Source organism: Streptococcus oralis (assembly GCF_006175905.1).
Classification (GTDB): domain Bacteria; phylum Bacillota; class Bacilli; order Lactobacillales; family Streptococcaceae; genus Streptococcus; species Streptococcus oralis_BG.
The window spans coordinates 215,909-234,283 of record NZ_SSNB01000002.1 but is presented as its reverse complement, the minus strand read 5'-3'; the positions used below and the strand labels follow the sequence as shown (position 1 = coordinate 234,283).

The 18,375-nt window shown below is 41.5% G+C and carries 10 protein-coding genes and 1 other annotated feature; of the genes, 9 read left to right on the top strand and 1 reads right to left on the bottom strand.

The genetic code is table 11. The annotated features are described in order from the left end of the window. The first annotated feature begins 49 nt into the window (after nucleotides 1-49). Together E7Y33_RS05615 and E7Y33_RS05610 are read left to right on the top strand one after the other, a co-directional pair. A complete protein-coding gene (locus E7Y33_RS05615) occupies nucleotides 50-9,145 on the top strand; it encodes an isopeptide-forming domain-containing fimbrial protein (protein WP_139689892.1) in 9,096 nt (3,031 codons plus the stop codon). 75 nt (nucleotides 9,146-9,220) lie between these two features. After that, a complete protein-coding gene (locus E7Y33_RS05610) occupies nucleotides 9,221-11,308 on the top strand; it encodes a G5 domain-containing protein (RefSeq protein WP_139689891.1) in 2,088 nt (695 codons plus the stop codon). Nucleotides 11,309-11,496: 188 nt separating this feature from the next. On the opposite strand, the gene ald is transcribed toward E7Y33_RS05610, so the two are convergent. After that, nucleotides 11,497-12,609, bottom strand: a complete 1,113-nt coding sequence (gene ald, locus E7Y33_RS05605) for an alanine dehydrogenase (protein ID WP_139689890.1) — start codon at nucleotides 12,607-12,609, stop codon at nucleotides 11,497-11,499. Between the two features lie 175 nt (nucleotides 12,610-12,784). On the opposite strand from ald, the gene E7Y33_RS05595 reads away from it, so the two are divergent. The 7 genes from E7Y33_RS05595 (at nucleotide 12,785) to E7Y33_RS05565 (ending at nucleotide 18,265) form a co-directional block, all read left to right on the top strand. Next, complete coding sequence (locus E7Y33_RS05595; protein ID WP_139689889.1) at nucleotides 12,785-13,354, top strand: GNAT family N-acetyltransferase; 570 nt, start codon at nucleotides 12,785-12,787, stop codon at nucleotides 13,352-13,354. 66 nt (nucleotides 13,355-13,420) lie between these two features. Further along, a complete protein-coding gene (locus E7Y33_RS05590; RefSeq protein ID WP_139689888.1) occupies nucleotides 13,421-14,071 on the top strand; it encodes a helix-hairpin-helix domain-containing protein in 651 nt (216 codons plus the stop codon). Beyond that, a complete protein-coding gene (locus E7Y33_RS05585; protein ID WP_139689887.1) occupies nucleotides 14,055-16,295 on the top strand; it encodes a DNA internalization-related competence protein ComEC/Rec2 in 2,241 nt (746 codons plus the stop codon). Before E7Y33_RS05590 ends, E7Y33_RS05585 begins: the two co-directional genes overlap by 17 nt. A gap of 73 nt (nucleotides 16,296-16,368) precedes the next feature. Further along, nucleotides 16,369-16,500 (top strand) — a sequence feature (ribosomal protein L20 leader region). A gap of 15 nt (nucleotides 16,501-16,515) precedes the next feature. Beyond that, nucleotides 16,516-17,046 carry a translation initiation factor IF-3 gene (gene infC / locus E7Y33_RS05580; protein WP_007521573.1) on the top strand — a complete coding sequence of 177 codons (531 nt, stop codon included), beginning with the start codon at nucleotides 16,516-16,518 and terminating at the stop codon, nucleotides 17,044-17,046. A gap of 32 nt (nucleotides 17,047-17,078) precedes the next feature. Further along, nucleotides 17,079-17,279, top strand: a complete 201-nt coding sequence (gene rpmI / locus E7Y33_RS05575; RefSeq protein ID WP_001125942.1) for a 50S ribosomal protein L35 — start codon at nucleotides 17,079-17,081, stop codon at nucleotides 17,277-17,279. Between the two features lie 51 nt (nucleotides 17,280-17,330). Beyond that, complete coding sequence (gene rplT / locus E7Y33_RS05570; RefSeq protein WP_000124834.1) at nucleotides 17,331-17,690, top strand: 50S ribosomal protein L20; 360 nt, start codon at nucleotides 17,331-17,333, stop codon at nucleotides 17,688-17,690. A 107-nt stretch (nucleotides 17,691-17,797) separates the two neighbouring features. Further along, nucleotides 17,798-18,265, top strand: coding sequence for a deoxycytidylate deaminase (locus E7Y33_RS05565; RefSeq protein WP_139689922.1), 468 nt, complete (start codon nucleotides 17,798-17,800; stop codon nucleotides 18,263-18,265). Nucleotides 18,266-18,375 lie beyond the last annotated feature (110 nt).

Sequence of the window (18,375 nt, the reverse complement as noted above, 5' to 3'; positions counted from 1 at the left end):
TCAGAAAAAAGGAGGAAGAAGAAATCGCAATAGGATTTCAGAGAAAATTATGAGAGATTTCATTAAAAAGGTCTCCATTCTGTTTACGATTCTGTTTCTCTCTGTGCCATTAGGATTAGCTAGTTTACGTTTCGGTCGTGGTGCGGCTGATGAAACTGAGGTAATTCGAGTAGGAGATAATACGGAAATTATCCAGAATGGATGTTATCGTAAGATAAAGAAATCGGACAAAACAAAGTGGACAGTTCCACGTAAACCGGTCGACTTAGTTATCCTTCAGGATGCGAGTGGATCGTTCAAGAACACCATTCCTAATGTCCAAAATGCCTTAAAAACATTGACAACATTTGTCAGTGAAGAAAATTATGATGAGAATAATCCTCGTTTGGTTAAGACTGATAACCCGGATACATCAGACCGAGTTATGATGGCAACCTTCCAAGGTGCGGATGGATACAACTATTACTACAATAATGATTTTACAGGTCGTAAAGATACTTATGGTAGTTGGGGACCTGATTATGATTACAAATACAAGTCTAGCAACTTGTCTTCAGATCAAAATGATATCCATCAATTCATTGATAATATTAAGGTGGCAGGAGGAACCCCTACAGTTCCAGCTATTGACGATGTCATTGCTCAATATAATCAAAGAAAAGGGAATATGGCTAACGGTCGTAAGACCATCTTCCTTTTGATTACGGATGGAGTTGCCAACGGGAAACGTGACCCGGATGGTAAGGTTCGTCTAGAGTACAGCGACTATCGTAACAATATTCTTACACGTGCTTGGAATTTTGATGAGCTAACTGAAGCATCTCAAAACGTTTTAGGGCGAGTGAAAGAGGTTAAGGAAGCATCTACAAGACTTCAAAATGTTGTTGGTTCTGAAGGGACTGTAGTAGTAGGTTTCTGGGAAGACGTATCAATCTTTGCAAACTCTAAAGCTCAGTATTATGACACATATAAAGAAGGTTATTCAAAATACTTTAATATCGGTGACAACCGTTCAGTTCAAGATATCTTCCATGAAGCATTAGAGGGGATGGCTTCTCCAGCAAAAAATATTAATGGTAAGAACGTTTCTTTCTATGTTAATGAACAAAGTGATATCAATAAGTTCTCAAGTCGAGTTCTAGAATCTGTTGGAGCTGCGTTGATTAAGGAAGACATCAAAGGTGAGTTCACTGTTACACCTGGGTATAAGGTTGATGCCGTTCGAATCAATGGTAAAACAGTTGTTGAAAAAGTCACAGATCCATCAAAACAAATTCGTGGTCGAATCAATCAAGAAGGTGACAATGTCACAATCTATGTACCCGATAGTGTCTTCAATCCAGGTAATAACAATTTCGACTATGATTTGAGTAAGGAAGCTCGTGCTCCTGAAACGAATGAAGAGGATGAAGTTGATCCGCCAGCTGACTATAAACCTGTAAACGAAGAAGTTACAGTTCCTGAGTTGACTGGTGTCTTCAAGACAGGTGAATTTACAACTCAAAAAATCGGTGGACGTAATGAAAAAGTTGAAGTTCAAAAACTCGAGTACTGTTACCCAAGTGTCACGAAGAGAATTACCGACGCAGATAAGAGTAATGATTTGGGAGAAATTGATGACCCGCTTGGTTTGACAAAGAAAAAAGCCTATTCTGCACAATTGTCAGACAAGGCAGAGGAGTTTACCTATACTCTTGATTACAACTTCAATAACGTAGCCTACGAATTTGAAAAGAACGTCATGTTGACAGACCCACTTGACTACCGTTTGGAAGTGGTTGAAAGTTCAGCTACTGGACCAAATGGAGAAAAATGGACCACTCGTGTAGTTAGTCAAGATGATTCAGAAGGCAACCCTCAAAGTGTCGTGGTTGCGGATGTTCCTGCTAAAGGATCCAACTATAATTACTTGGTATTGAAGAAAGCTCAAATGACCATTAAGGTTCGTTTGAAAGAACAATACCGCAATAATCAATCAAGTAAAGAATTCATGGCTCTCCTTCAGGAAAGTAATGGATTTGGTCTCCTAAACCAAGGGAACATCATGTGGAATGGTGATGACAATCAACCAAACCAAGATGCGCACGCCAAGACAGATACCAAACCAAGTACCATTCGCCGTTCAAATCCAGTTTACGTGAAACCGCCAGTAGTAACAGAGATTACGAAGAAGGTTAATGACAAAGAACATGAAGATTTGAAAGCAGAAGAGGAACTCTTTGAGTACAAGGTGACTGCTCCATGGCCAGGTATTGCGGACAACTTTACGCTGACAGATACAGTTGTTCCAGAGTTAGAAGTTCAAGCAGATAGTTTGAATGTAAAACTCGGTGGAAAAGATAACGCTGATTTGAAAGGTGCGACAACCGTTTCAGGTCAAACCGTTTCGTTGACACTAGACAAAACTAATCTTGAAAAAATCACTCGTAAAGTGAATCGCCGTAAGGTGAAAGACATTCAATATGTAGAATTAACCTTTAAGGCGAAAATCCGTAAAGGTGCTGATCTTTCTAAATACAAGAAAGATGGTCAAGTAAAAGTACCAAATACAGCGGATGTGATCTTGAACGATGTGAAACAAACATCTAACGAAGTAACGGTTACCCCACCAAAACCAAAAGAACCAACGATTGATAAGAAAATCAATGAAAACTTGGATAGCTTCCAAACGTTTGATGGGCAACCATACAACTACAACATTACAACAGCAGTACCAAGTGATGTTGCTAATTACAAGAAATTTGTGATTCGTGATACACTGGATGCTAATTTGGAACTTGCAGGAGACGTAAGTATTAAAGGTTCTGCAGCGGCCCTCTTTGATATCCACACCAATGGCCAAGAGATTACGGCAACGGTGAAGGATGGTCAGTTTGGTGAACTTGCAAAATACTCAACTGTTGAACTAGTCATTCCTGCAAAAGTTAAAAATGGTGTGACAGGCACAACCATTGAAAACAAGGCTTCTATTTCCTTTACAAATGAGAATAATGTAGAGAAAGAAGTTGAATCGAAACCTGTAACCGTAACGCCACCTCCTGTAACGAAGAAGATCAATGAAACTCTTGATCACTTAGATATCGCGACAGGTCAAGCGTATAACTACAACATTAAGACAAAACTTCCAACCGATATTACAGATTACAAGAAATTTGTGATTACAGATACACTTGAAGGAGATTTGTCAGTTATCAATGAAACTTCAAGCAAACCAGTTATCAAAGGAGCAGCTGCAGCCTTCTTCGATGTAACAGTTGAGGGTCAAACCGTGACTGCAACGATGAAGGACTTTGCGAACGCTACAGACCTTGCTGGTCAAGAAGTGGAATTGATTATTCCAGCTAAGATCAATGATGGAGTGACTCGTATCAACATTCCAAATACTGCGAAGTTCAGCTTCACAGATAAGAACGATCATAGCGGAGAAAAAGAAACAAAACCTGTAACCGTAACTCCTCCATCAGAACCAGGTGTTGATAAGAAAATCAACGAAACACTGACAGAGGCAACAATCGGTGCGGAAACCGACTTTACTTATAATATCAAAGCGAAATTGCCAAATGATATTACAACGTACAAGTCCTTCGTTGTAACGGATACCTTGGATGAGAACTTGACTCCAGGTCAAGCTGAAATCAAGGGAGCGGCAGCGAAATTCTTCGATGTAACAGTTCAAGGTCAAACCGTGACTGCAACGATGAAAGATTTTGCGAATGCGGGTGACTACGGTAACCAAGAAGTAGAGCTCGTGATTCATGCCAAAGTGAAGAAAGGCTCAACTGTTCCATCTATTGAGAACAAAGCTAAGATTACTTACACCAACAAGAATGACCAACAAGGTGAGAAAGAAACCAAGCCGGTCACTGTTACACCACCACCAATCACGAAGAAGGTGAATGGTCAGGAACACGCAGATCTTGGTAAGTTATCAGAAATCTTTACTTATACGATTGACTCAACGGTTCCACACGTGGCAGATAGCTTCACCATTTCAGATGATATCGTCAAAGAATTGGCATTTGAAGGAGAAGCAACGGTCACTGTTGATGGCCAAGCTGTTCAAGACCTCACTGTAACAACAGAAGGTCAACGTTTGACGGTCACATTTGGTAAAGAGCAAGTGAAACAATATGCTGGTAAAGCTGTACAAGTTTCATTTAAGGCCAAGATTAAAGATGGAATCACTTTCGATGCTCTCTTGACTGCTTATCCAAATGAATCAAAAGACAAGCCGGTAGTACCAAATACTGCTAGCTACATCATTAATGATAATCCTGATTCTAAGAAAGAATCAAAACCAGTTACCGTTACACCACCACCAACCACTACTCCAGAGCTTAAGAAGGAAGTAAACGGAGCAGAACGTTATGATCTTGCAAAACGTAATGAAGAGTTTACTTATACTTTGAAAACAACAATGCCTGCCAGCGCAACTGTGTTTGAGATGACAGACGAGTTGAAAGAAGTTCTAGAATTTGTTGGTGAGAATGCTTCAGCCACTGTTAAACTTGATGGTGAGGATGCAGGATCGAAGGCGACAGTGACACTTTCTGGTCAAGTCATCAAAGTTGCCTTTACAGAAGCTTCTGTCAAAGCAGATGCAGGTAAGACTATTGAAGTAAACTTCAAGGCTAAAATCAGAGATAATGCCAACTTGTCAGCTTATGTGAATAAAGATGGTAAGACAGAAATTCCAAACAAGGCTTCTTACGACATCGATCACAATCCGAAATATCACAAGGATTCAAATGAAGTTCCAGTAACTCCACCGACTCCAGAAGAGCCAGAAATCAAGAAAGATGTGAACGGCAAAGAAGCTGAAACTCTTGATAAACGCGATCAAGTCTTCACTTACAACGTGAAAACGACAGTAGCGCAAGATGCGACAGCCTTCAGCGTAACCGATAAGATCGAAGATGTTCTTGAGTTCGCAGGAACTTCAAGTGCTAAATTGAATGGTGTAGCGCTTGACGCTAGCCAAATCAAGGTAGAAGGTCAAACCATTACCTTGACGCTTACAGAAGACCAAGTCAAAGCAAATGGTGGTCAAGCAGTTGAATTAACGTTCGACGCTAAGATTAAATCCGGTGCGAACTTGTCTGCTTATGTAACAGAAGATAAGTCAATCAAGGTTCCGAACAAGGCGGCTTACAGGGCAGATCTTCCAAACAAACCAGGCTTCACCAAGGATTCTAACGTAGTTCCAGTAACTCCACCGACTCCAGAAGAGCCAGAAATCAAGAAAGATGTGAACGGCAAGGCAGAAGAAACTCTCGCAAAACGTGATGAAGTCTTCACATACAATGTGAAAACAACAGTAGCGCAAGATGCGACAGCCTTCAGCGTAACCGATAAGATCGAAGATGTTCTTGAGTTCGCAGGAACTTCAAGTGCTAAATTGAATGGTGTAGCGCTTGACGCTAGCCAAATCAAGGTAGAAGGTCAAACCATTACCTTGACGCTTACAGAAGACCAAGTCAAAGCAAATGGTGGTCAAGCAGTTGAATTAACGTTCGACGCTAAGATCAAAGCTGGCGCGAACTTGTCCGCATATGTGAAGGAAGACGGCCGTACACAGATTCCGAATAAGGCTTCTTATGACGCAAGCTTCCCACACAAACCAGGTGTGCACAAGGACTCTAATGAAGTCCCAGTAACACCTCCAACACCAGACGAGCCAGAGATCAAGAAAGATGTGAACGGCAAGGCAGAAGAAATTCTCGCAAAACGTGATGAAGTCTTCACATACAATGTGAAAACAACAGTAGCGCAAGATGCGACAGCCTTCTCAGTCACAGATACCCTAGTGGACGTTCTTGAATTCGCAGGAACTTCAAGTGCTAAATTGAATGGTCAAGCTCTTGATGCAAGTCAAATCAAGGTAGAAGGTCAAACGATTACCTTGACCCTTACAGAAGAACAAGTGAAAGCCAATGGCGGTCAAGCCGTTGAATTAACATTCGACGCCAAGATCAAAGCTGGCGCGAACTTGTCTGCATATGTGAAGGAAGACGGTCGTACACAGATTCCGAATAAGGCTTCTTATGACGCAAGCTTCCCACACAAACCAGGTGTGCACAAGGACTCTAACGAAGTTCCAGTAACGCCACCAACACCAGAAGAGCCAGAAATCAAGAAAGATGTGAATGGCAAAGAATCAGCAACACTTGCGAAACGTGATGAAGTCTTCACTTACAACGTGAAAACAAGTGTAGCGCAAGATGCGACAGCCTTCTCAGTCACAGATACCCTAGTGGACGTTCTTGAATTCGCAGGAACTTCAAGTGCTAAATTGAATGGTCAAGCTCTTGATGCAAGTCAAATCAAGGTAGAAGGACAAACGATTACCTTGACCCTTACAGAAGATCAAGTGAAAGCCAATGGCGGTCAAGCCGTTGAATTAACATTCGATGCGAAGATCAAAGCTGGCGCGAACTTGTCTGCTTACCTATCAGAAGATAAGACTGTGAAAGTTCCTAACAAGGCAGCTTACAAGGCAGATCTTCCAAACAAACCAGGCTTTACGAAAGACTCTAATGAAGTTCCAGTAACTCCACCAACACCAGAAGAGCCAGAAATCAAGAAAGATGTGAACGGTAAAGAAGCTGAAACTCTTGACAAACGCGACCAAGTCTTCACCTATAATGTGAAAACAAGTGTAGCGCAAGATGCGACAGCCTTCTCAGTCACAGATACCCTAGTGGACGTTCTTGAATTCGCAGGAACTTCAAGTGCTAAATTGAATGGCCAAGCCCTTGATGCTAGTCAAATCAAGGTAGAAGGACAAACGATTACCTTGACCCTTACAAAAGACCAAGTGAAAGCAAGTGGCGGTCAAGCAGTTGAATTAACGTTCGATGCCAAAATCAAAACCGGCGCGAACTTGTCTGCATATGTGAAGGAAGACGGTCGTACACAGATCCCGAATAAGGCAGCTTACAAGGTGGATCTTCCAAACAAACCAGGCTTCACCAAGGATTCTAACGTAGTTCCAGTAACTCCACCGACTCCAGAAGAGCCAGAAATCAAGAAAGATGTCAACACGAAAGCTGAAGAAACACTCGCTGATCGTGATCAAGTCTTCACCTACAACGTGAAAACAAGTGTTCCAACAGATGCGACAGCCTTCAGTGTAAGTGATACACTTGAATCTGTTCTTGATTATGCAGGTTCAGCAAACGCGAGCTTGAATGGTCAAGCGCTTGACGCTAGCCAAATCAAGGTAGAGGGACAAACCATTACCTTGACGCTTACAGAAGACCAAGTCAAAGTAAGCGGAGGTCAAGCAGTTGAATTGAGTTTCACTGCGAAGATCAAAGCGGGAGCTGATTTAAGTCCATATCTAACAGATCGTGGATTCACTGTTCCAAATACAGCTTCTTATGATGCGAAGTTCCCACACAAACCAGGGCTACACAAAGATTCGAATAAAGTTCCGGTAATTGTTCCAAAAGAACCAGAACCAGAAATTTCTAAGAAGATTAACCGTACCTTGGACCACTTGGATGTGGAATACGACGCACCATACATGTATAATGTCAATACCGCTTTGCCAAAAGATATTGATAAGTACAAAGAGTTCACAGTCACAGATACACTCGAACCGGTCTTGGCAATCGCTGATACACCAGTAGCTTATGTAGATGGACGTGATGCAAATGGAGCTCTTGAAACAAGTGTTAAGGGAAATACTGTCACTGTAAAAGTGAAAGATTTCGCTCGACTAAAAGGCTTCAAAGAGATTCAATTGTACATCCCAGCTAAACTCAAAGCGAATAGCGATTTGAAAGCTTATAAGGACCAATTGGTACCAAACAAAGCAACTGTCAACTTCAAGGATGCCAATGGTCAATCTGGCAGCAAGGAATCAAAACCGGTAACGGTGAAACCACGTGACCCAGAAAAACCAACAGATCCGACACCAGGTGAACCTGCTAAGACAGTTGGACCAGAAAATGGATCAACACCAGGGACTTCATACAACTTGCCAAATGCAACAGATACTTTCCGCTTCGATATCACTACTCCGGTTCCAACGGATCCAGTGGATGAAAATGGAAATGCCAAGAAAGATCAATATGGTCGTCTTGTCAAGACAGACTTGACTAGTTTTACAATCACGGATGAAATCAATTCAGTCTTGAAAGTCAACAAAGACCGTATCGCTCTTAAAGTTGAAAATGCTCAGTTTGACAAGATCAAAGCAACTCTTCAAGCTCAACTTGATCAAGCAGAGAAAGAACTCAAAGCTTTGACAGGCAAGTCAACAGAAGAGACTTCAACAGAGACTGGTAAGAAGGAAGAACTCAAGGCAGCGGAAGCTAAAGTAGCTGAATTGAAAGCGAAGTTGGAAGCAGCTAAGGCAGCGCAGCCAGCTAAACCAGCTGAAACTACAACACCAGCTACTCCAGCAACAGCTACTGAAGAAACAACTCCAGCTACATCTGATTCTTCTGCAACAGAAGATAAGAAACCTGCAACTAGCGAGCCAAGTCAAGATCTTGTAAGCTTGGAAGCAGAGTTGAAAGCAGCTGAAGAAAACTTGGCTAAACTTCAAGCACCAGCTGAGAAAGAAGCAGAATTGGCACCAGCTGATAAGAAACAACAACAAGAGAAACTCGAAAATGAAATCAAGAAACTAAAAGAAGCTCAAACCAAGCTTCAAGCAGCTATTGATAAATTGTCTAAAGTTTCAAATGATCGTGGTGAATTAGTAGGTAAAGAATTGGAAGCAATTGCCACTGTTACTTACGATGAAACTAGCAATCTTGTGACTTTTGAAATCAGCGACAAGGATGTTCTTGAAGCCTTGAAGGGAAGTAAAGTAACTCTCGTTCTTTACACAAACTTCAAAGAAGGAACAGACTTCGCTAAGTATCAGAACGGTGTACCAAATACAGCTACAGTAAGCTTTAACCATAATCCAAAGCCAAAGACTACCAACAAAGTTGTGGTGTTCCCACCAACACCACCAACACCAGAAAAACCACAAACTCCGCCACCAGGTGGAACTGTTCCTCCTGCAGAACCTAAGAAAACATTGCCAAATACAGGTTCTGAAGGATCTTCAATCTTTGGAGTACTTGCTGCCCTAGCTCTAGGACTTGCTGGACTTCTAGTTTGGAAGCGTAAAGCTGAACGTTAGTATCATATAGTAAGAGGAGAGTAGAAATATTTCCTCTCTTCCTTACTATATATTAAATGAATTAAGGGAAAAAGAATGAGTAGAAAAAAATTATTAAAGTTAGGGATTTCAATACTTGCTTTAAACGCTCTTGGAGTAGCAACTTATCATGTAGCTCCAGATTTATATCAAATTCCAACGGTGCATGCAGAGGAAACACCGGCGGAAGATGAAGAAATTCCAGATGGCCAAGAGAGAGTCGTGGCATTCCGATTTAGAGATAAACTGAATGATCTAGAGGCTTTCATCGCTGACTATAAAGCTAATCCTAATGATGAAGACAACAAAGCTGGATTAGAAGATAGTTTGGCGGAAGCTACTAACTACCTTCCTACCGCAAAGAAGGCAATGAAGAGTCCAGAAGCTCAAAAAGGTTTTGTGGCATATGAAGCTCGCTACAATGAGTTGAAAGCCAAGGCTGAAGCTTTGTTGGCTGGTAAGACAGAACAACCAACGGAACCAAAAGTTGAGCATCAAGAAATCACTACAACAGAAGAGATTCCTTATGCATCTCGTACCGAAAACAATGCTGATCTTGCAGAAGGTACTCGCAATGTGAAACAAGCGGGTGTTAAAGGTACTAAGACCATTACTTGGGATATCACACTGACAGATGGTAAAGAAACAGCTCGTACTAAGAAAAGCGAGAAAGTTACCAAAGAACCAGTAGAAGAAATCATCGAAGTTGGAACTAAGAAAACAGGTGTAGAAACCAAAGAAACAGTGACTGTAGAGGAAAAAGTTGCTTTCAAAGAAGAAACGAAAGTAGACCCAGCACTGGATAAAGGTCAAACACGTGTTGAAGAAGGTGAAGAAGGTATCGATGAAGTCACTTATGAAGTGACAAAAGTGGATGGTGTTGAAAAATCTCGTAAAGAAGTTTCACGCAAGACCAAGAAAGCAGCCAAAAACAAGATTACTTATACCGGTTCAAAAGCTGTTGTAACGACTAAGGAAGAAACGAAGACAGAAGAAGTTGCCTTCCAAACTAAGGAAGTCACAAATCCAGATCTTCCAGAAGGAACTCGTCAAGTGAAAGTTACTGGTAAGAAAGGTATTCGCACCATTGTTTATACAGTGACTTACACAGATGGAAAAGAGACAGGTCGTGTTGAGAAATCCAGCACAATCACAACTCCAGCCGTAGATGAGATCGTTGAAGTAGGAACTAAGAAAGTAGTAGCTCCAGTTGTAACGACTAAGGAAGAAACGAAGACAGAAGAAGTTGCTTTCCAAACTAAGGAAGTCACAAATCCGGATCTTCCAGAAGGAACTCGTCAAGTGAAGACAGCTGGTAAGAAGGGTGTTCGCACCATTGTTTATACAGTGACTTACACAGACGGAGTAGAGACAGGTCGTGTTGAGAAATCCAATACAATCACAACTCCAGCCGTAGATGAGATCGTTGAAGTAGGAACTAAGAAAGTAGTAGCTCCAGTTGTAACGACTAAGGAAGAAACGAAGACAGAAGAAGTTGCTTTCCAAACTAAGGAAGTCACAAATCCGGATCTTCCAGAAGGAACTCGTCAAGTGAAGACAGCTGGTAAGAAGGGTGTTCGCACCATTGTTTATACAGTGACTTACACAGACGGAGTAGAGACAGGTCGTGTTGAGAAATCCAATACAATCACAACTCCAGCCGTAGATGAGATCGTTGAAGTAGGAACTAAGAAAGTAGTAGCTCCAGTTGTAACGACTAAGGAAGAAACGAAGACAGAAGAAGTTGCTTTCCAAGTCAAAGAAGTGCAGAACGCAGACCTTCCAGAAGGAAGTCGTCGAGTGAAAGCTGCTGGTAAGAAGGGTGTTCGCACCATTGTTTATACAGTGACTTACACAGATGGCGTTGAAACAGGTCGAGTTGAGAAATCAAACACAATCACTACTCCAGCAGTAGATGAGATTGTCGAAGTTGGAACTAAGAAAGTAGCTTCTACAACAACCAACGGTAATAAGAATGGTACTGCAACAACAGGGAACCAAGCTGAAAACACTAAGAAAGAAGAAACTGCAAGCCAAGATAAGAAAGCTCTACCAAGCACAGGTACAGCTTCTACCAGTCTTCTTTCAATGATTGGTTTATTTATCGCCGGTCTAGTAGGCTTTGTCGTTCGTAAGAAGGACTAAGGCTCTCTAATTGTACAAAAGCATCTTTTGTACGAGAAATACTAAAAAGAACCCAGAATTTATTCTTGGGTTCTTTCTTTATAAATTAAAACGAATTACTATGGGGAAGTTGTTTGAAATGATGTCATGTTATGGAGTTTATAGAGTGGTGTCAGTTTATTCTAGTTTGAAAGAATGGTTAACTATTTTTAAACAAGTTCGTCGATAGACGTATGATCTTTATCGAGTCCTTCGGCAACTGGTAGGCTAGTTAAGTAACCTTGATAAGTGGTCACACCTTGACGCAAGCCCTCATCTTCAGAAATTGCTTGTGCGAATCCTTTTCCAGCCAAAGCTTCGATATAAGGAAGAGTGACATTGGTTAGGGCAATGGTAGAGGTGCGAGCAACCGCACCAGGGATATTGGCAACGGCATAGTGGAGAACACCGTGTTTTTCATAGACAGGTTCATCGTGCGTTGTCACACGGTCAGCTGTTTCGATAACGCCACCTTGGTCAACAGCAACGTCAACGATGACAGATCCTGGACGCATTTGTTTAACCATCTCATCTGTCACCAATTTTGGTGCTTTAGCACCAGGGATGAGAACTGCACCAATCACCACATCAGCATCTCTCACACTTGCTTCGATGTTGAAAGTATTTGACATAAGAGTTTGGATTTGGTTACCAAAGATTTCCTCTAACACTGAGAGACGTTTAGCACTGATATCAAGGATGGTTACTTGAGCACCAAGTCCAAGGGCGATGCGGGCAGCATGTGCCCCGACGACACCACCACCGATAATGGTTACTTTTCCTTTTGGAACACCTGGTACACCACCAAGTAGGACACCAGAGCCACCAGCTTGTTTGGTAAGGAAGTGAGCTCCGATTTGAACAGCCATACGACCAGCAACCTCACTCATAGGAACGAGGAGCGGTAGTTGTCCTTGATTGTCACGAACAGTTTCATAGGCAATTCCTGTTGTTTTGGCTACTAGCATAGCATCTGCTAATTCTGGAGCAGCGGCCATGTGCAAGTAGGTGAAGAGGAGAAGATCGTCGCGCAAGTATCCATATTCAGAAGCTAGTGGTTCTTTTACTTTTACGACCAACTCGGCAGCCCAGGCTTGACCAGCAGTAGGGACAATCTCAGCTCCTTGCTTTTGATAGTCAGCATCAGTAAATCCTGAACCGAGACCAGCATTTGTTTCGATGAGGACGCGATGTCCACGAGCAACTAAGTTATGGACACCAGCAGGTGTGAGGGCGACACGGTTTTCGTTATTTTTAATTTCTTTTGGAATTCCGATTAACATAGAGATAACCTACCTTTCAATTGACGGGATTGTTTTAGTTGTCACATTCCAGTTCATAAATGAAAAATGTGATGGTTTTATTGTATATGAAAACGCTTCAAAAATCAAGAAAAACTTGTCATCCAAATTTATTTATGCTAGACTAGTGAGAATCAAGATCTAATGGAGGGAAAGTATGGAATCAATATTTGTTAAATTTGCCCAGTATCCATCTATAGAAACGAAGCGTTTATTGCTCCGACCTGTAACCTTGGATGATGCAGAAGCTATGTTTGAGTATGCCTCAGACAGAGAAAATACACGCTACACTTTTCCAACAAATCAAAGCTTAGAAGAAACCAAGAACAACATCGCTCAGTTCTACTTGGCTAATCCCTTGGGACGGTGGGGAATCGAACTAAAAAGCAATGGTCAGTTTATTGGAACTATTGATTTGCACAAGATTGACCCAATTCTCAAAAAAGCAGCTATTGGTTACATTATCAATAAAAAGTATTGGAATCAAGGATTGACGACAGAAGCCAATCGAGCCGTGATTGAGCTGGCTTTTGAAAAGATTGGAATGAATAAGTTAGTTGCTTTACACGATAAGGATAATCCCGCATCTGGCAAGGTTATGGAGAAATCAGGTATGCATTTTTCCCATGAAGAACCTTATGCCAGAATGGATAATAAAGAACCAGGTCGAATTATCACAAGAGTTTATTATGTCTTGACCAAGGAAGACTATTTTGCAAATAAATAAGCAGTTGAAAAGAAATTTTTGACTGTTTTTTCTTTCTCTTACGAATAACCTAAGAGAGGAGAAAATATGGAAGCAATTATCGAGAAAATAAAAGAGTATAAAATCATTGTCATCTGTGCTTGTTTGGGTTTGGCCTTGGGCGGCTTTCTCCTGATAAAGCCATCTACACAAAAACCCGTCACAGAAACGAATTTGCAGGCTGAAGTTGCAACTGTTTCAAAGGATTCATCGTCTGAAAAAGAAGTGAAGAAGGAAGAAAAAGAAGAACCTCTGGAACAAGACCTGATCACAGTGGATGTAAAAGGTGCCGTAAAATCACCAGGGATTTATAATTTGCCAGTCGGTAGTCGGGTTCATGATGCTGTTCAGAAAGCTGGTGGATTGACAGAGGAGGCAGATAGTAAGTCGCTCAATCTCGCTCAGAAAGTTAGTGACGAGGCTCTTGTCTATGTTCCAAGCAAGGGAGAAGAAGCAACTAGTCAGCAGACTGCCTCTGGAACGCCTCCTTCGTCAAGTAAAGAAAAGAAGGTCAACCTAAATAAAGCTAGTCTGGAAGAACTCAAGCAGGTCAAGGGACTAGGTGGCAAACGAGCTCAGGATATTATTGACCATCGTGAGGCAAATGGCAAGTTCAAGTCAGTAGACGAACTCAAGAAGGTCTCTGGCATTGGCGCTAAGACCATAGAAAAGTTAAAAGACTATGTTACAGTGGATTAAGAACATCCCTATCCCCCTAATCTATCTGAGTTTTCTGTTACTTTGGCTTTACTACGCTATTTTCTCAGCGTCCTATCTTGCGTTGCTAGGTTTTGTTTTTCTACTGGTCTGCCTCTTTTTTCAATTCCCTTGGAAATCGGCTGGTAAAGTTCTAGCGATTTGTGGAGTTTTTGGATTTTGGTTTTTGTTTCAAAATTGGCAACAGATACAAGCTAGTCAAAACTTAGTCGCTTATGTTGAAAAGGTGAGAATTTTACCAGATACCATTAAGGTCAATGGAGATAGCCTGTCCTTTCGTGGCAAGTCTGATGGACGAACCTTTCAGGTTTACTATAAGCTCCAGTCTGAGGAGGAGAAAGAGCAATTTCAAGCCTTGACAGATCTTTATGAGATAGAACTAGAAGGAAAACTGTCCGAGCCAGAAGGCCAGAGGAATTTTGGTGGATTTGACTACCAGACCTATCTGAAGACTCAGGGGATTTACCAGACACTGACTATCAAGAGCATCCAGTCACTTAAACAGGTTAGCAGTTGGGATATAGGTGAAAACCTATCCAGTTTACGTCGAAAGGCTATTGTTTGGATTAAGAGCCATTTTCCCGACCCTATGCGCAACTATATGACAGGGCTTCTTTTTGGACATCTGGATACCGACTTTGAAGAGATGAATGAACTTTATTCTAGTCTTGGTATTATCCACCTCTTTGCCTTATCTGGTATGCAGGTAGGATTCTTCATGGATGGATTTAAGAAACTCCTCTTGCGATTAGGCTTGACTCAAGAAAAGTTGAAGTGGCTGACCTATCCTTTTTCCCTTATCTATGCAGGTCTGACAGGATTCTCAACTTCGGTCATTCGCAGTCTCTTGCAAAAGATACTGGCCCAACATGGCTACAAGGGCTTGGATAATTTCGCTGTGACAGTGCTCGTCCTCTTTATCATCATGCCCAATTTTTTCCTGACGGCAGGAGGTGTCTTGTCCTGTGCCTACGCCTTTATCTTGACTATGACCAGCAAAGAAGGGGAGGGGTTCAGGGCTGTTGCCAGAGAAAGTCTAGTCATTTCCTTGGGAATATTGCCCATTCTATCCTTCTATTTTGCAGAATTTCAGCCTTGGTCAATTATTTTAACATTTGTCTTTTCCTTTCTTTTTGACTTGGTTTTCTTACCACTTTTGTCTATCTTATTCATTCTGTCTTTTGTTTACCCAATCACCCAGCTTAACCTTGTCTTTGAATGGTTGGAGGGCATCATTCGCTTGATTTCGCAGATGGCAAGTAGGCCCTTGATCTTTGGGCAACCAAACGCATGGCTTTTGATTCTCCTCTTAGTTTCATTGGCCTTGGTCTATGACATGAGGAAAAACATCAAAAGACTAGCAGGATTCAGTCTCTTTATTGTGGGGCTCTTTTTCTTAACCAAACACCCGCTGGAAAATGAAATCACCATGCTGGATGTAGGACAGGGAGAAAGCATTTTTCTACGGGATATGACTGGTAAAACTATTCTCATAGATGTGGGCGGAAAGGCAGAGCCTGATAAGAAAGTTGAGGATTGGCAAGAAAAGTCGGCGACCAGCAATGCCCAGCGAACCTTGATTCCCTATCTTAAAAGTCGCGGAGTAGACAAGATTGACCAGCTGATTTTGACTAACACAGAGAAGGAGCATGTTGGAGATTTGCTGGAGGTGATCAAGGCTTTCCATGTCGGGGAGATTTTAGTATCAAAAGGAAGTTTGACACAGAAGGAATTTGTGGCAGAACTACAAGCAAGTCAAACCAAGGTACGCAGTGTGACAACAGGAGAGAATTTACCGATTTTTGGCAGTCAGTTAGAAGTATTATCTCCAAGTAAAATGGGAGATGGAAGTTATGATGATTCTCTCCTTCTTTATGGAAAACTCTTGGATAAGCACTTTCTTTTCACTGGAAACTTGAAGGAGAAGGGAGAGAAGGATCTTCTAAAGCAATACCCTAACTTAGAGGTGGATGTCTTGAAAGCTGGCCAGCATGGTGACAAGACCTCATCGAGTCCTGCTTTTCTAGAGAAACTCAAACCTCAAATCACTCTCATTTCAGTAGGTAAGAACAATCGTGCCAAACTCCCCCATCAGGAAACATTGACACGACTGGAAGCCATCAAGAGTAAGATTTACCGAACCGATCAGCAAGGAGCCATTCGCTTTAAAGGATGGAAGAGTTGGCGAATGGAAACGGTGAGATAAAATAGATAAAGTTTTTTTAAAAAATAACTTTTTATCTTGACAAGGGATAGAAAACTTGGTATCATATAAAAGTTGAGAAAAGCAGAAGTGAGAGCTTCTCGCCTTGTGACATCAAGTTGCCTGGCCCTACGGATGAAAAGTTTCTAAGAAACTCTATCATAACGTGCGGGCTTGTATCATTACGGGCCCGCTCTTGTTTTTCTCTAATAATAAAAAAGAGGTGAAAACCATAGCAAAGCAAGACTTATTCATCAATGATGAAATTCGTGTACGTGAAGTTCGCTTGATCGGTCTTGAGGGAGAACAGCTAGGCATCAAGCCACTCAGCGAAGCGCAAGCATTGGCTGATAGTGCAAATGTTGACTTAGTATTGATTCAACCCCAAGCAAAACCGCCTGTTGCTAAAATTATGGACTACGGTAAGTTCAAATTTGAGTACCAGAAGAAACAAAAAGAGCAACGCAAAAAACAAAGCGTTGTGACCGTGAAAGAAGTTCGTTTGAGCCCAGTTATCGATAAGGGTGATTTCGAAACGAAACTTCGCAATGCTCGCAAGTTCCTTGAAAAAGGGAACAAAGTTAAGGTATCCATTCGCTTTAAAGGGCGTATGATCACCCATAAAGAGATTGGTGCAAAAGTTTTAGCCGAGTTTGCTGAAGCAACACAAGATATTGCGATCATCGAACAACGAGCTAAGATGGATGGACGCCAAATGTTCATGCAGTTGGCGCCAGCAACTGACAAAAAATAATTGTCAGAAAGTTAAATAAAGGAGAAAAAATCATGCCAAAACAAAAAACACACCGCGCATCAGCTAAACGTTTCAAACGTACAGGTTCTGGTGGACTTAAACGTTTCCGTGCTTACACTTCTCACCGTTTCCACGGAAAAACTAAGAAACAACGTCGTCATCTTCGTAAAGCGTCTATGGTGCATTCAGGAGATTTCAAACGTATCAAAGCAATGCTTACTCGCTTGAAATAATAGCCTAACAGTAAGTAAACAATTCTAGGAAATATTTGGAGGAAATAAAACATGGCACGTGTTAAAGGTGGCGTTGTATCACGCAAACGTCGTAAACGTATTCTTAAATTAGCAAAAGGTTACTATGGAGCTAAACACATCTTGTTCCGTACTGCAAAAGAACAAGTAATGAACTCTTACTACTATGCATACCGTGACCGTCGTCAGAAAAAACGTGACTTCCGCAAATTGTGGATCACTCGTATCAACGCGGCAGCTCGTATGAACGGACTTTCATACTCACAATTGATGCATGGTTTGAAATTGGCTGAGATCGAAGTAAACCGTAAAATGCTTGCTGACTTGGCTGTTAACGATGCAGCAGCTTTCACAGCTCTTGCAGATGCAGCGAAAGCAAAACTTGGTAAATAATTATTCATAAGACTGGTGCAAGTTTGTCCCAGTCTTTTTTTCTTACTGGCTTTATGCTATAATGAAAATAATCGTAACCAATATGAGGAGAAATGGAGGATACAAAGGTGATACACAATCGACTAGCTTGGGATGAGTATTTTGCAGCACAGGCTTTATTGATTTCGAATCGGGTAACCTGTAATTGTGCTAATGTGGGGACTGTTCTTGTTAAGGATAACAAGGTCATCGCAACCGGGTATAATGGATCCGTTTCTGGGACAGATCATTGTTTAGAGGATGGTTGCCTCATGGTCGAGGGACATTGTGTCCGGACGATTCATGCGGAAGTAAATGCTATTTTACAGGGAGCTGAAAGAGTGATTCCCAAATGCTTCACATCTTATGTGACGCATTTTCCCTGTCTTAATTATACCAAGCAGTTACTCCAAGTTGGCTGTAAACGAGTCGTTTACAGCCATCAGTATCAAATCGATGAATATGCTGAATATCTTTATCGAGAAAAAGAAGTAGAACTGGATCATCTGCCGATTGAAGAAGTCAAAAAGGCTATTGCAGAGGCTGATTTTATTTAAGGAAATTTCCATTCTATTTCAAGAATATCATGAATGAAACACATGAATATCGTAGAAATAGTAGTAAAATTTTGTATAATTGAGTTAGAGAGACCATGAAAAATAAGATA

What these genes read in the sequence shown, in the direction of transcription:
- E7Y33_RS05615 (WP_139689892.1), top strand. Translation starts at nt 50, where the DNA reads ATGAGAGATTTCATTAAAAAGGTCTCCATTCTGTTTACGATTCTGTTT.
- E7Y33_RS05610 (WP_139689891.1), top strand. Translation starts at nt 9,221, where the DNA reads ATGAGTAGAAAAAAATTATTAAAGTTAGGGATTTCAATACTTGCTTTA.
- ald (WP_139689890.1), bottom strand. Translation starts at nt 12,609, where the DNA reads ATGTTAATCGGAATTCCAAAAGAAATTAAAAATAACGAAAACCGTGTC.
- E7Y33_RS05595 (WP_139689889.1), top strand. Translation starts at nt 12,785, where the DNA reads ATGGAATCAATATTTGTTAAATTTGCCCAGTATCCATCTATAGAAACG.
- E7Y33_RS05590 (WP_139689888.1), top strand. Translation starts at nt 13,421, where the DNA reads ATGGAAGCAATTATCGAGAAAATAAAAGAGTATAAAATCATTGTCATC.
- E7Y33_RS05585 (WP_139689887.1), top strand. Translation starts at nt 14,055, where the DNA reads ATGTTACAGTGGATTAAGAACATCCCTATCCCCCTAATCTATCTGAGT.
- rpmI (WP_001125942.1), top strand. Translation starts at nt 17,079, where the DNA reads ATGCCAAAACAAAAAACACACCGCGCATCAGCTAAACGTTTCAAACGT.
- rplT (WP_000124834.1), top strand. Translation starts at nt 17,331, where the DNA reads ATGGCACGTGTTAAAGGTGGCGTTGTATCACGCAAACGTCGTAAACGT.